The organism is Bradyrhizobium sp. STM 3557, from assembly GCF_045571465.1.
Taxonomy (GTDB): domain Bacteria; phylum Pseudomonadota; class Alphaproteobacteria; order Rhizobiales; family Xanthobacteraceae; genus Bradyrhizobium.
On sequence record NZ_CP120697.1, the window covers coordinates 5,084,051 to 5,097,570 of the forward strand.

Genomic DNA, 13,520 nt, shown 5'->3' on the forward strand with positions numbered 1-13,520 from the left:
CCTGATGTTCGATGCCCGAAGATACGCTGCGGCCATTTCCGCCCGCTTATTTCGGACGATAAGAATTTTACCTATTCAGTTGGTCTTCCCTAACGTTGGTCAAGCCGGGTGTAATTCGTCAGCTTCGGGTCAATCGCGACGGTTTTGCCCATCTCTGGCAGGTCCGGTCTACTCCCCTCAGAGCCGACATGCAGACCATAGGCGGATTTCGTCGCCATGGGCCAGAAGCAGGCCTTGTTACTCGCCTCGATAGACGGACACTTGAATGCTCATTCCTGCTTCACCCGCCGCGGCGACAACATCGGCGGGTATAATCAGATTTTTAGACATGAGCGCGTCGGGAAAGATGATAGCCACGTCCACGCTCGGTCGCCCGATTTTTCCTTCCGAAACCAGACCTGGAATGACGGTGTCAATCGAATGGATCAGATCGAGTAAAGCAGCCCATTGATCTTCATGATCTCCATTATCTATTTGAGCATATGCACGACCAGATGACGGCTCATAGCGATCGACTTCCAGCTGCAACAATGTCTCCAAATCGGAACGCGACAGAGCTACGTCTGGCACGCGAATTACCACAGTCAACGGCTGCGATCGCTTCATACACAACGTCCGGTTCTCTTAGATTGTCCGCTTCTACGCTTTATACGAAACGAAGAACTTCGGCCAGCGACGTCCGCTTTGGGACAATCGCGACGCCTTTGGCCGATCTCTAGCAGGTCCGGTCTACTCCCTCAGAGCCGACGTGCGGGCTAAAGGCGGATTTCGTCGCGATGGGCCAAAAGCCGCCTTTTGATCCCGTTGGTTACTTCCGGTTGAGCCTGGAAGCAGACCTCGGGCCATTAACGGTCACGTTGAGCCTGGAACGACACGATCTCGCTTGCGCCGTACACGCCCCAAATGATCAAGAATTCTGATGCGCCTTCCTGGGAAGCCCACAAACTCATCGATTGCTCGACGGCCTCCATGGTCGGCGACCATAACGGTAAATCGCGGGCCGAAAGCATCAGCCAAATAACATGCGACGAGCTCACGAAAGATAGCCGACGACGTTCGATGCTTGTCACACAAGGTTGGCAACACCTTGGCATAAAGGCCCACCGCGCGCGCCAGTGATGGTGAAGCTCTTCCTGTGACCACTTTCCCGGTTAGAAAATCGACAGTTATGCACCGTTCTGGATTTCGGCGTGCCTCGCCAAAGATATCGGTTTCATAGATGCCGATTGGCAGCCCTATGCCGCTTGCCAGCGAGTCGGCGATGTTGTGACCGATCGATCTGAGTTCTGCGAACTTCATCAATTACGCTCTATACGAAAAGAGGAACATCGGCCAGCGAAGTCGGTTTCGGGTCATTCGCTCCACTCCTCAACATCCTCGTGGACCAACCGTAAGCCTCTGAAAGCAGACATGACCTGCGCGTCAACGCATGCTCGTCACCCTCACAACCGAGGAGTACAGTCATGCTTGACGAAGATCGATTGTCAACAAAAGCTCGCTGGACACCCTGGAACAAGGGAAAGCTGATCGGAGCCAAGCCTCCGCTCCGGCCAAACCAAGTCTGGTCGATCCGAACTCGGCTCCTGATCGGAAAAAGTACCCGGGACCTCGCACTTTTCAACGTTGCAATCGATAGCAAGTTGCGTGGTTGCGACGTCGTCGCCCTGAAGGTCGAAGATGTTGCTCCGAATGGCTATGCGATCGGTCGTGCCACCGTCCGGCAGAAGAAAACCGGAAGACCGGTCAAGTTCGAGTTGACGGACCACACGATGCAAGCCGTTGACGAATTTCTGAAGGAAGCTGGTCGTAGCCCGGGCGACTACTTATTCGGTGGGCGCCATAGACGCGACCAACCGATGACAACCCGCCAATATGCCCGCCTTCTCTCCCAATGGCTGGCAAGCATCGGCCTCGATCCCAAGGTATTTGGTACCCACTCCCTGCGCCGGACCAAGGCGACGTTAATCTACCGGCGCACGGGAAATCTGCGAGCCGTACAACTCTTGCTCGGCCACACCAAGATCGAAAGCACGGTCCGCTATCTCGGGATCGAGGTTGACGACGCGCTTGCGATTGCGGAACAAGTTGATGTCTGAGTACCAGGGGGTTCTGTTGAAAAAGTCGAAAATATTGCGTCAGTAAAATTCGCGCCAAGGCGAGTAGATCGCCGGCTTCGGCCGGCGATGCCCTCTTAGAGTGTGTGGGAAGACGACTGAAGGACTCTGCTGGGGCTGAGGCGATCCCCCCGCGTCTGAAAACCTCAAGCGCATCAGCGGCTCTTGGAAAAGAGGTCCCAACGCTGGAGAGGACTTTTTCAACACTATCGGCCATTACCGGACGGCGTGGCCCTTCGGTATCAGCACGAGTCCGAGCAATGGATCGGCCTGAAGATCGCCGACAATGATACCGTGCCCCATACCAACGCGGGGACAACTACTTTGGTGCAAAAGGATCTTAACCGTGTCCGTCTTGATTGATCCCTTGATCAAGCGATCAACGTGTGCGTTCAACAGTTCCCCTGGCAGACCGTGCGCATCCCTGACCCGCGTGCGATGATAGATGGTCGCTTCGATGATCTCGGACGCATCGATGTCGGTCGGAACCTGCTCGAACATGATGCTCAGTATTGTCAAAACGGCGCAAGCGGGCGCGCCGGTGCAAGCCGTGCAATAGATCGCCAATGAGAGCGACCATATACGCATATGTGCAGGCAGGTCGTTGATCATCGTACAACGATGCCAAATCCCCGCGATGTCCGCAACGGGTCGATTCCGTTGAAAAAGTCGGCAGTTGCGACGCAGAGATATCGATGATTCAGTCTGTCTAATTGGGCAGGACTGAAGATCATGATGGGGCATCGGCAAGTCGAACAGGCTGCGTTGTTCTATGAGTTCTCGCTAGAAAGGCACATCCCAGCCGACCACCTCCTGCGGTCGATCGATAGGTTCGTCGACCTGGAGGACCTGCGACGGGAGTTGGCACCGTTCTACAGCAACATCGGGCGGCCCTCGATCGATCCGGAGCTGATGATCAGGATGCTCCTGATCGGCTATTGCTTCGGCATCCGATCGGAGCGGCGGCTCTGTGACGAAGTCCACCTCAATCTGGCATACCGCTGGTTTTGCCGTCTGGGTCTGGACGGGACTGTCCCTGATCACTCGACGTTCTCGAAGAACAGGCACGGCCGCTTCCGTGAGAGCGATCTCTTCCGCCGCGTGTTCGAGGCCGTCTTGCGCCGGTGCATCCGGGAGCGCCTGGTCGGCGGCGAAGGATTCGCGGTCGACGCGAGCCTGATCAAGGCGGATGCCAATCGGCAGAAGGGCATCGAAGGCGACAAGGGGCTTCCACCGGAGGCTGCCAGCCGAGCGATCGATGAATATCTTGCTGTTCTTGATGATGCCGCGTTCGGCGCCGCGACGGAGGTCACGCCCAAGTTTGTGTCGCCCTCCGACCCAGCGGCACGCTGGACGGGAGCGCACGGCGGCCAAGCCTTCTTCGCCTACTCGACGAACTATCTGGTCGACGTCGAGAATGCGATCATCGTCGATGTCGAGGCGACCACGGCGATCCGCCAAGCAGAAGTGTTGGCCGCCAAGCGCATGATTGAGCGTTCACTCGAAAGGTTCGATCTTTATCCAAGCCGGCTTCTCGGCGACAGTGCCTATGGCTCCGCTGAGATGCTCGGGTGGTTGGTCTACCAGCAGGGGATCGAGCCGCACGTGACCGTCTTCGACAAGTCGGCCCGCACCGACGGGACTTTCTCGCGCGAGGCCTTCACCTACGACTATGCTGCGGACGTCTATCGCTGCCCCGATGGCAAAACCCTCACCACCACAGGGAGGCCGGTGAACGACCATAGGACGATCCTCTACCGCGCGAGCAAGCACGATTGTCAAGCATGCTCTCTGAAAAGCAGGTGTTGCCCCAACACCCCGGCCCGGAAAGTTCCACGCTCGATCTACGAGGGCGCTCGCGACATGGCGCGCGAGATCGCAAGCTCATGGGAAGGCCGCACTTCACGCCGGCTCCGCAAGAAGATCGAGATGCTGTTCGCGCATCTCAAGCGCATTCTCAAGCTGGATCGGCTGCGCCTAAGAGGACCGAACGGCGCACGCGACGAGTTCACCCTCGCGGCCACCGCTCAGAACCTTCGTAAGATGGCCAAGCTGATCCCGATGCCTGCACCGACGCCCGCGTGAACCCCACCAAGCCAAATTCGTTCGTGGAACAGCGGTCTTTCGCGACGAAACTACTGCCGACTTTTTCAACGGAATCGGTCAAGAGCGGCTGTGCCGCGACGATCAAGCTTCGTTCGCTCCGATGCCGACAGCGGACATTGGGGCGGCCGACAGCGGTCGCCTCGCCGACGATCGCGCCACGCCCGCTCCACTCGGTAGGGCACGATCATCGGCTAGTCGTCTGGCTCGGCACGCCAGATTAAGTTGCCACAATCGCAGCGAAAGATGCGAGTGCGCTTCCCTGTTTGCGGATTTAATAATGAAGCCTGTAGATCAGGCGCTTCTCGGCCGCAGCGGTCACATGACGGCCGTTCTTGGATTGGTCGGTCAGTCAAGCTGTCCCTCCGCTGCAGCAGATTGGGAATGTCCGCAACGGGCCACCAGCCGAGCATACATAGCGCCAACCGTTCCCCCCGTTACTCTTCACGCGGTTCAGCAAGCTGGCGCTTTCCCACGAACGTATTCGGCGGGTCATCTTGAAGAAGCGTCTTGGAACGCGCTACCGCATCCTGCGACCTGGCGATAATCTCCGCATCGTGGGCGGCAATTTGCCAGCGCAAATTGATCTGCGCGGTGATCGTTAACGAGTCCGACACGGACTGCTCCCCTGTTGTGCAGGCGGGAGCGCTATCGGTCTCTCAGCCACCGACGCCTACGGGCAGAGCCATCAGCCGGTGATGGGAGGAAAACTACCTCAGGCCGCTTTGGTTCACAAGTGAACACCAGGTTTAGGGCGGTTGGCGATCCAGCCAATCGGCCCACTTCTTGTATTCCTCGGCCATTTTGAGCAATTCCAGCTTGGCCTCGGGCGTCCCCGTGATGGCGGCCTGAGTGCGGCAGAGTGCTTCAAGCAAACGATATGATTCGGATCGAGGACACATCGGGCGACTGTCCGCCTCACTCCCTCCGGCGTCCATCACCTGTGTTACAAAGTGTACACTTCCTGTGTAAGCGAACATCTCATACGCGAGCCGGAAAGTCGGGGATGGGTCAATCGCGACGGCTTTGCCCGATCTCTGGCAGGTCCGGTCTACTCCCTCAGAGCCGACATGCAGGCCGTAGTCGGATTTCGTCGCGATGGGCCAATAGCACACAAATTCGTGGATCATTCCCGCGTTGTGTTGATGCCCATCAACCGACTTCGCAAGGTCTCATCGTGTTCGGTTTCGAGATCCAGTAGCGCAAGGTATGGGTCACCCTCCATGCCGAGCGCGGCTGTGAAAGCCGGTTCAGTCTTTTGTCCTTTAGCTCGCAAGGCCATGACGGCACTCCTGAGGCGGCCGTCGTCGAGATCAAGCAGTCGCTTTTCGATAGCAAAATGTCGCCAACCTCTCTGCTCGTCGACAGGACGCGAGCCTCCGAAGATTTCGAAAGGCCAGCCTGCGTACTGAAAACGGGCTATCACAGGATGATCGTTCGATGTCCATTGATAAAGGCAGAAGGAATCCAAATCGCAGAAGTGAAGCCAGATCGTCTCCGCGAATCGCCGTGCATCGTTCGCATAGCAGATGACATCGATGTCGCTACCCTCTACTGCCAGGCCGATCGGAAGGGTGCCCGCGATCCGCGCGTCAAAGTCCGCTAACACGTCCAATATCCGGACCGTGTTGATTGCCTGCTCATACGTCAAAGATGGAGACACGCGGCTGTCATTTCTGCTTCAAGCGTCCGGTCGGCGTCATTAATGGCGTGTTCTCGCAGTCCTTTGCAAGGCTCAAAAGGTACTCGGCCGAGGAGCCCGCGCCGCACAGTGAATTGGCTCTGGTGGTGGCGGGCAAAAGAGACGGTTAAGTCGGCTCTGGGTCATTTTCGACGCATTTCGCAGAGATTGAGGGCTGGTTGATGTCCGCTCCTGTCCGTAACCGCCGTACCAGGAGCGGGCCAAGAGCGTGCGTTTGGCCGGACTGCTGAGATCCAAACTCCCGAACTCGGGGCTCGAATCATGCGCTATGAACTCGCCGACCATGAATGGATCGCCATCAAGCCGATGCTGCCGAACAAGCCGCGTGGCGTTCCTCGGGTCAACGACAGACGGGTCCTGAATGGCATCTTCTGGGTCCTCCAGATCAGGAGCACCCTGGCGTGATCTGCCGACGGCGTTTGGGCCATACACCACTTGCTACAACCGCTTCGTCAGGTGGCGCCAGGCCGGTGTTTGGGTCCGCGTCATAGAAGCGCTTGCGACTGCCCATGATGCCGCTGTCCAGATGATCGACACCTCCATTGGTTCGCGTGCATCAGCATGGAGCCTGCATCACAAGGAATCAGCGCCAATCGATGGGACGGTCCCGCGGCGGCTTGACGAGCAAAATCCATGCGGTGGTCGATGGCAATGGTCTGCCGGTACGGCTGGCGCTGAGCCCCGGTGAGGCTCATGACGTTCGACTCGCCGGAAAACTGCTGTCTCGTCGGAAATCCGGGTCAATGCTGCTTGCCGACCGTGGCTATGACGCGGATTGGATCAGGAAGCTTGCCATGAAGAAGGGCGCGTGGGCCAACATCCCGCCGAAAAGCAATCGCAGCGATCCAATCTGCTTTAGCCCCTATCGTGCTCGCAACCAGGTCGAGCGGTTCTTCAACAAGATCAAATAATGTCGTCGGGTGGCGACGCGCTACGAGAGGCTCGCAGCTCGCATTTGTTCGCGTCAATCAGGCTATGGCTGCGCCTTAATAAGTCCGCGTCCTAGTCTTGCCGTTGGCGAGGTCGACGATGCAGCCATTGGCTAGACGCACGCCGATAATCACGTCGTCAAATCGGTAGTTATTGTTGTTGCCTCTAAGGCGATAGCCTGTGTCCTCTACGACACGTACATCGAACCATTGATTAGGTGCAGTCTGGCCCCAGTATTTGCGGCGTCGCTTGATGCGCGCAACGAGTTGCTGGTCCATCATGTCAGTCTCCCTTTGGGTGAGAACCGGACAGGCATGTCGGACGCCACGCCGCGGGATCGGCGATCCATCGGTTGATGTCGGATTCCCGCCAGCCGGCGCCGTTGACGCTGATCCTGAGTTGAGCCGGGAATGTGCCTTCGCCCATCTTGCGGTAGATGGTGGATCGGGACAGCCCGGTACGGGCAAGAACGGTTTTCAGGCGGACGATCCGGTCTGGTTCGCGCATGGCTGCGCTGCCTCCTGCTGACTGCTCTTGATCTACACAGAGCAAGCAGTTGCGCGCGCAAGAGCGTTTTTCACGGCGTCGTACGGTGGCGTAGAGACGGCGGAAAATAGGATGAGTCTACAGTCCGATGCCGCGCCCCCGACCAAGGTCGATGCCGTGGACGAAGGCGAGTTCGAGGCCGAGCCGGCGGCCTGACTCGAAGCTGATGCCGAGCTCCCGCTTGCGATTGTCGAGGAGCGATTCCAGTTGCGGATCGCGTTCGAGGCTTCTTGCCATGTCGCCCATCGCCGCGCGCGTGGCCCTGTAGCCGGAGAAATCGCCCGCCTGATACTGGCGCAGGCTGGCCTGGTCGAGCCTCCGCCAGTCCTCCACGAAGCGGTCAGCGCGGCGGTGAGGGGCGATGCGCAGTTCGGTCTCGAGCTGGAGCGCGCGGATGGCGCGGTTGACCCGACCGCCAGCCGCCTCGCGGGCAAGCTCCGGGTTCTTCTTGTAGGCGGCTTCGGCATCGCGCGAGCCGTAAGGCCGCACCTCCTCGAAGACCCGGCGGGCCTTCTGCAGTTCTTTCACCTGCTCGGGACTGGCCTCGCCGCCCATCTCTTGCGCCTCGAAGATCGCATCCACGGCGCGGGCATGACGCACGAGCGCGCGGGTACGCAGGCGACGCAATTCCTTTTCCGCCTCTTCCGCCAGCCTCCTTTCCGGCGCTTCTGTTTCGCGCCGAAGGGCTTCCGTGCCGCTCCGTTCCCTTTCCGGCGTTTCCCGCTCTGGCCGCCTCCGTCCACCATCGGGGTCGGGCATATCTGACGGAGAGCGAAGGCCGTCGAACATGTTACGTACCTTCTCAGGTACGACGCTGCGCACGATCTCTGCCACGCGCTCGCGGAAGGTGATCCCACGCCGCTCGGCATAGTTCTGTACCGGATCGGCACGGTCGTAGTCCGAGGCCATGTCCTTGGACCGGTCGCGCGACAGGGCGCGGACAAGCCGGTCCCGACCCGCAAAGTCATCGCGGCCATAATGCAGGTCCACGCCGTCGCGGTGTCGGGACAGGGCCACATAGCTACCATGGGCGTCCATCCCGGGCGTCGCCAGCACATGGGTGTGGTCCACCGTCATGCCCTGCGCCTTGTGGATCGTCGCGGCATAGCCGTGGTCGATCTTGTTGTAGTCTTTCAGGTCGAACCAAACGAATCGGCCATCGTCGGTCTGCACGGTCATGGATTGTGCACTGACCTGCTTGACGACCCCGAGCGTGCCGTTCTTGACGCCAAGCCCGCGCTCGTTCTGCAGGAACATGACGCGATCACCGCTGGCAAAGTTTCTCGCGCCGCGCTCGACGGTCAGGCGGACGTTTTCCCCCAGATCGCCGGCGGCCTGCATCCTCATTCGCGCTGCCTCATTGAGTGCGCGGACTTCGTCGTTGGTGTGGGTGAGGATGATCCGGCAGCGATCCGGCGACGCCTGCCGGTCGCGGTCCCAGCGATCGATCAGATCGCGGCGCGCCTGCTCGCGGGTCTGGGCCTCATGCACCATCCCGTGGGAACGATAGGCTTCGAGCGCGTTGCCGGTTCGGCGACTGGCCAGATCGCGCGTGGCGTGACGCTGCCAGTCCTCCCGCTGACGGCGCACTTCGCCGATTTCCGCGCCGCCGTGTCGCTCATGGATCGACCGGAACGCCGCACCGGCCTCGACGGCTTGCAGTTGCTGCGGATCGCCGACCAGCACGACCTTGGCGCCAGCCTCCGCCGCATGGGACAGCACGCGCTCGAGCTGGCGCGTGCCCACCATGCCCGCCTCGTCGATCACCAGCACATCGCGCGACGTGAGCAGGTCGCGTCCTTGTTCCCAGCCATGCTCCAGGCTGGCAATGGTACGCGAGGCAATGCCCGATCCGCTTTCGAGGTTTTCCGCCGCGATACCGGACAGCGCCACGCCGCGGACCTCATAGCTCGCCGCTTGCCAGGCCTCCCGGGCCACGCCCAGCATCGCGCTCTTGCCGGTGCCGGCATGGCCGACGACAATGCCGAGATCGCGCCCCTCGGTGATATGCGCCAGCGCCTCGGCTTGCTCGCCGGAAAGGACAAGGCCGCGGGCTTCCGCACGTGCCAAAGCGGCCTCGCGGTCCGCGTCCCGGGTCCCATGGCGTTCCCGTTCCGCCATCAGTTCGGCCGCGCGGTGCAGGCGCTGTTCGGCCTCGATCATTTCGCGGGTGGTGAAGCGATCCTCGCCGCGTCCGTCCTTGCCGAGCTCGACCAGGCCAGGCGCGCGACGCATCGCACTCATGACCTCGTTGAACTGGGCGATCCCCTCGCTGTGCCGGTGCGCAAACTTCGCCATGTCGCGCTGTGTGAAGGTGGATTGTTGCCGGGTGATAGCGTCGAGCCCAATGGAGGGATCGGCGATGATCTGCGCGCCATTGCTGCGCGCGATCTCGCGGTGCATCTCGGCGCGATCGGCCTCGATGCCTTCGTCCCTGATGCCGCGGCCCTCAATGCGTTTGGCGGGTGCGCCGATCTGGCTTTGCGGCTCCAGTGCGATACCCTGCGCTTCCAGACTGCGATGGTCGATCCGCGCGTCGATGTCGAGCTCCGCCAGCCGCTCGTTGGCGATCTCCGCCCAGCGTTCGCGCCAGCGCTCTACCATCTCCGTGCGGTTCCAATCCCGCACCTTTTGGCCAAAGCCGTTCTTGTCCACCGCGCGCATGGTGAGCATGACATGGGCATGCGGTTTGGACATGCCGTCCTCGGTCACGTCCCAATGCACATTGAGATCGGCGATCATGCCCAGACCTACGAACTCACCCCGAACGAAGTCGCGAGCGAGTTCGATGCCCTGGGCCTCACTCATCTCGCGTGGAATGGCGAACTCCACCTCGCGGGCCCCAGCTGGGCGTCCTTGCGGACTTCGAACGCCTCGACATCGTTCCAGAGCCGCTCGCGATCGCTCCATCGCTCCGGTGCATTATCCGGCAGCATCACCTCGGAATGGACGACGCCGCGCTTGCCAGAAAAATCGTGGCTGCGGTCCAAGCGCTCGTCGCGCAGCCGCGAGGCTGAGCGGTAGGCGGCCGATGCCACCGCACTGCTCCCGGCCTTTCGACCAATGACCTTGACGTGAAGATGATAGATCGCCATCGCGACCGGACCATCTACACGGCGAAGCGCACGTCGGCACGACGTATAAGCGCGCCCTCCCTCGAAAAAATCTCGGGAGGGACTATCCCGTCTCAGCTTGTCCTGACGACCTTACAGCATTGTGCCGGGCGCTCGATTATCATTTTTCGAAGAATACCGATGGAGACGACGATGCGCAAGCCGCGGGACTTTGATGCCGAACTGAAAGCACTGGGAGACAAGGCACGTGACCTCAAGAGCCGCAAAGTGCAGCAGCTTGGCGAACTGGTGATCGCTACCGGAGCCGACGCGCTAAGTGCCGATGAACTAGCGGGAGCACTGATCGTACTGGCCGAGACAAAAGAAGCCGGAAAGAGGGAGGCATGGGGCAGGCGCGGCGCCGCGTTCTTTCAAAGCCGGGCGCGGCGAAATGCGCCAGCAACTGACCGCAACATGGACGGCGCTCCTGCGCAACCGAGCGGCGCGCAACCGGCTTCAGTCCGCAAGGGCACGACATGATATGCGCACGTGGCAGGTCGAACGCCGCAAGCGCACACGGCATCTCATCGAACTCGGCGGCCTCGTCGTCAAAGCCGATATCGTGGACTTGACGGGCAACGACCGCACCACGATCTTCGGCGCGCTGATCTGGATCGCCGAGAAACTAAGGGGCGATCAGCGCGAACAGGCCCGCGCGCTCTGGGCCGCAAAGGGAAAGCAGGCATTCGACATGGACACTGCCCCCCGGGGCGGCTTATCGCGAGCTAAGTGACGGGACGGCACGTCGCTCTGCCCGCTGGTACGCCGACCCGACCTGGATCACCACCCGCAATGGCGCTTTACGTTTCGCGCGAACTCGCAACACTACAGCGGCGCGCTGGTCCGCTCCGCCCGGGCGTAGGAGGGCGCCGCAGTTGCACGCGCATTGTACCGGACAACCGAGTCCGCCGAGGCGGCGACAGAATCGGACATCAACCTTCCGACAGCTCTCGCAGAGTCCGTCGAAAATGATCCTGAGCAGACATTTGTGGCCGAACGCACCTCTACGCCGCACTTTTGCAATGCCGCCGACTTTCAAGTTTAGGTTAGCGCTGAGGAATTTTTGGGTTTGTCGCTGCCAGCATATTTGCGATTTGCGTCGCCAAGCGGAATCCGACTGCGCCAGGGCTCAAGCGATGCGCCGGCGTGGATGGTTGAATAGCCAGCGACTTCCAGTCGTGGCGGGTCGAATGTCACATTCAACAGCATTCGACACCTCCCTACCGGATCGCAGATTTGCTTGGAGTTCTGGAGAACCGTCTATGTGCCAGTACCCGCCATTGCCATGCGTGCCTTGGTCTCCGGCCAGCCGTCTTTGAAATACTTGCGGCTCCAGGCGTAGTCCGGCGTAAGCTTGAATGTCTTAATATCCTCGGATTTGACACGGGCTCGATAATGTTCGTACAGGCGCAGAAACTCCGCCATGTACATGCCGGCGATGCGCGGACATCTTGTGATCTCCAGCAGGTTTTCGTCGTTGTGATGCAGCGAATTGCCGCTGAAATTCGCCGAACCGGTGAACACAACGGGGTTGTCACCCTCGGCATCGATGACCACGAATTTGTGGTGGACGCGGACCATGATCTTGGGATCTTCGCCAGGCCAGAGGACGCGCTCCGGCATGAAATCGGTCGGCGTGTCCTTGGCGCTAAACGCGCCGAATCCGACGATTTCATCGCTCTTCTGCGCCCGATCCAGGATCGCGATCTTGGCGGCGACGTCGCCGCGCGACGGATCGCCCGACGGCTCCTTTGACGGCACGCGATTGACGAGCGCCAGCATCATCTTGCCCTCATCGGAAGCCTCAAAGATGGCGTTCAGAAGGTCCATGTCGGTCGGATCGAACGCGCACAGCAGGACGGAGTGCTTGGCGGACTTGATGGCGTCGATGATCGTGTCGATCGAAACCCGCGTCTTATTGCCCTCAGGTGGGAAGAATACGCGGATGGTCGCATCGCCGACCACGACGTCATCTGACCAACCTTCCTGATCCTTTTGCGTTTCGGAAAGGCCCGAATCGCCATCGAGCAGACGTTTTCGGTCAAGATACAGCTTTGCCAGTGCGGGAGATTCGAAAGCATGCAGGACGTTGGCCTGCGCCGACAGTCCTTCGCTCGTGAAATTCGCTGAGCCGGCGAGCACCGCCTCGGCGTGGTCGGCGGCGCCGACCCGCACCAGAAACTTGTTATGCATGATGCTAGCGTGCGTACGGGCCGCAAACAGGTCGGCTTGGCGGCCGGAATCCTCGAGCTGTTGGATCGCATCGTCGGAGGCGTGATCCTTGCTGGTGTGGTTGTAGGCAAGCGAGATCGGCCCCCCATAGTTCTTGAGGGCGGGAATGATCCAGGTCTGGTCCGTTAGATGATAGATCGCTCCCTCAATGTCCTTGCCGGCGCCACGGCCCAGAAACTGCGGAACGGCCTGCTCCATGCCGTTGCCGAGCCACGCGCGGGCGGCTTTCTGCTGGGCCGCGGTCTTGACATCCGGAAACTGCTTCGAGAACGCTTGTGAACTCACGACTGCACGGTTGAAGTGCGTCGTAATACCTTGTTCCTCAGTCAGTGGCACTTGCACATCGATTGCTGTCGCCTGCGCGTCGAGCAGGTTCAGCGCACCGGGTTTTCCGGTGACGGGGACAATCCGATAGTTGAAGGCGTGGCCGCGATCCTTGGTGTCGATCCGGGCGTCCCACCAGTAGAACTTCTGGATCGGCGCCTCGTTGCTCGGAAAATCGCTGTGGTCCGCCTTGGGACCTTGGAAGCCGATGCGATTCGGCAGCCAGCTCTTCGCCTGGCCATCGAAGCCCGGCGTTCGCTCGATGGCAAAGCCCAGGAAATCCTCATGGTCGTCTCCCGCGGGCCAGTCATAGGCGAGCAGGGCAAGGGTCGGTGAGGCGTAAGCCTTGACGACGACCTTTGCATCGCCAGAGTCCGCTTTGTTGGCTTTGGCTTTGTTGGCCTTGACTTTCTTGATCGCACTGGCTGCAGCTTGCTTTGTGGTCATGGAAATCCC

12 protein-coding genes and 2 pseudogenes are annotated in these 13,520 nt (G+C 60.3%); 5 read left to right on the top strand and 9 right to left on the bottom strand.

What is annotated here, in order from left to right; all coding sequences use genetic code 11:
* Nucleotides 1-237 precede the first annotated feature (237 nt).
* Entirely contained in the window at nucleotides 238-606 is a 369-nt protein-coding gene (locus tag P6U24_RS23350) for a hypothetical protein (protein ID WP_407154844.1), read from the bottom strand.
* Between the two features lie 246 nt (nucleotides 607-852).
* Entirely contained in the window at nucleotides 853-1,299 is a 447-nt protein-coding gene (locus P6U24_RS23355; RefSeq protein ID WP_407154845.1) for a hypothetical protein, read from the bottom strand.
* Between the two features lie 164 nt (nucleotides 1,300-1,463).
* Here P6U24_RS23355 and P6U24_RS23360 point away from each other — a divergent pair, with 164 nt between their 5' ends.
* Nucleotides 1,464-2,096 carry a tyrosine-type recombinase/integrase gene (locus tag P6U24_RS23360; protein WP_407154846.1) on the top strand — a complete coding sequence of 211 codons (633 nt, stop codon included), beginning with the start codon at nucleotides 1,464-1,466 and terminating at the stop codon, nucleotides 2,094-2,096.
* A gap of 234 nt (nucleotides 2,097-2,330) precedes the next feature.
* Here the strand turns inward: P6U24_RS23360 and P6U24_RS23365 are convergent, their stop codons facing one another.
* Nucleotides 2,331-2,726, bottom strand: a complete 396-nt coding sequence (locus tag P6U24_RS23365; RefSeq protein ID WP_407154847.1) for a hypothetical protein — start codon at nucleotides 2,724-2,726, stop codon at nucleotides 2,331-2,333.
* A 120-nt stretch (nucleotides 2,727-2,846) separates the two neighbouring features.
* On the opposite strand from P6U24_RS23365, the gene P6U24_RS23370 reads away from it, so the two are divergent.
* A complete protein-coding gene (locus P6U24_RS23370) occupies nucleotides 2,847-4,199 on the top strand; it encodes a transposase (RefSeq protein WP_407154848.1) in 1,353 nt (450 codons plus the stop codon).
* 455 nt (nucleotides 4,200-4,654) lie between these two features.
* Here P6U24_RS23370 and P6U24_RS23375 read toward each other — a convergent pair whose 3' ends face one another.
* Nucleotides 4,655-4,834 (bottom strand): hypothetical protein, encoded by a 180-nt coding sequence (locus P6U24_RS23375; protein ID WP_407154849.1) that lies wholly within the window; start codon nucleotides 4,832-4,834, stop codon nucleotides 4,655-4,657.
* A gap of 509 nt (nucleotides 4,835-5,343) precedes the next feature.
* On the bottom strand, nucleotides 5,344-5,826 hold the full coding sequence (locus tag P6U24_RS23380; protein ID WP_407154850.1) for a DUF4269 domain-containing protein: 483 nt from the start codon (nucleotides 5,824-5,826) through the stop codon (nucleotides 5,344-5,346).
* A gap of 354 nt (nucleotides 5,827-6,180) precedes the next feature.
* Here P6U24_RS23380 and P6U24_RS23385 point away from each other — a divergent pair.
* A pseudogene (locus P6U24_RS23385) lies at nucleotides 6,181-6,925 on the top strand (IS5 family transposase).
* Here P6U24_RS23385 and P6U24_RS23390 read toward each other — a convergent pair.
* The 3 genes and pseudogenes from P6U24_RS23390 to traA form a co-directional block, all read right to left on the bottom strand.
* A complete protein-coding gene (locus P6U24_RS23390) occupies nucleotides 6,906-7,130 on the bottom strand; it encodes a hypothetical protein (RefSeq protein WP_407154851.1) in 225 nt (74 codons plus the stop codon). The pseudogene P6U24_RS23385 and the gene P6U24_RS23390 sit on opposite strands and share 20 nt — an antisense overlap.
* Before the next feature lies 1 nt (nucleotide 7,131).
* Entirely contained in the window at nucleotides 7,132-7,356 is a 225-nt protein-coding gene (locus P6U24_RS23395) for a helix-turn-helix transcriptional regulator (protein ID WP_407154852.1), read from the bottom strand.
* Between the two features lie 117 nt (nucleotides 7,357-7,473).
* Nucleotides 7,474-10,490: pseudogene (traA, locus tag P6U24_RS23400) on the bottom strand (Ti-type conjugative transfer relaxase TraA).
* Between the two features lie 171 nt (nucleotides 10,491-10,661).
* On the opposite strand from traA, the gene P6U24_RS23405 reads away from it, so the two are divergent.
* The gene (locus tag P6U24_RS23405) at nucleotides 10,662-10,988 is read left to right on the top strand and encodes a conjugal transfer protein TraD (RefSeq protein WP_407154853.1); all 327 of its coding nucleotides are present in this window, start codon (nucleotides 10,662-10,664) and stop codon (nucleotides 10,986-10,988) included.
* 1 nt (nucleotide 10,989) lies between these two features.
* The gene (locus P6U24_RS23410) at nucleotides 10,990-11,241 is read left to right on the top strand and encodes a conjugal transfer protein TraD (protein ID WP_407154854.1); all 252 of its coding nucleotides are present in this window, start codon (nucleotides 10,990-10,992) and stop codon (nucleotides 11,239-11,241) included.
* 527 nt (nucleotides 11,242-11,768) lie between these two features.
* On the opposite strand, the gene P6U24_RS23415 is transcribed toward P6U24_RS23410, so the two are convergent.
* Nucleotides 11,769-13,511, bottom strand: coding sequence for a phospholipase D-like domain-containing protein (locus P6U24_RS23415; RefSeq protein ID WP_407154855.1), 1,743 nt, complete (start codon nucleotides 13,509-13,511; stop codon nucleotides 11,769-11,771).
* Nucleotides 13,512-13,520: the final 9 nt, after the last annotated feature.

Coding starts and splice junctions, on each gene's coding strand:
- P6U24_RS23360 (WP_407154846.1), top strand. CDS start 1,464: ATGCTTGACGAAGATCGATTGTCAACAAAAGCTCGCTGGACACCCTGG.
- P6U24_RS23350 (WP_407154844.1), bottom strand. CDS start 606: ATGAAGCGATCGCAGCCGTTGACTGTGGTAATTCGCGTGCCAGACGTA.
- P6U24_RS23395 (WP_407154852.1), bottom strand. CDS start 7,356: ATGCGCGAACCAGACCGGATCGTCCGCCTGAAAACCGTTCTTGCCCGT.
- P6U24_RS23405 (WP_407154853.1), top strand. CDS start 10,662: ATGCGCAAGCCGCGGGACTTTGATGCCGAACTGAAAGCACTGGGAGAC.
- P6U24_RS23410 (WP_407154854.1), top strand. CDS start 10,990: ATGCGCACGTGGCAGGTCGAACGCCGCAAGCGCACACGGCATCTCATC.
- P6U24_RS23415 (WP_407154855.1), bottom strand. CDS start 13,511: ATGACCACAAAGCAAGCTGCAGCCAGTGCGATCAAGAAAGTCAAGGCC.
- P6U24_RS23355 (WP_407154845.1), bottom strand. CDS start 1,299: ATGAAGTTCGCAGAACTCAGATCGATCGGTCACAACATCGCCGACTCG.
- P6U24_RS23365 (WP_407154847.1), bottom strand. CDS start 2,726: ATGATCAACGACCTGCCTGCACATATGCGTATATGGTCGCTCTCATTG.
- P6U24_RS23370 (WP_407154848.1), top strand. CDS start 2,847: ATGATGGGGCATCGGCAAGTCGAACAGGCTGCGTTGTTCTATGAGTTC.
- P6U24_RS23390 (WP_407154851.1), bottom strand. CDS start 7,130: ATGATGGACCAGCAACTCGTTGCGCGCATCAAGCGACGCCGCAAATAC.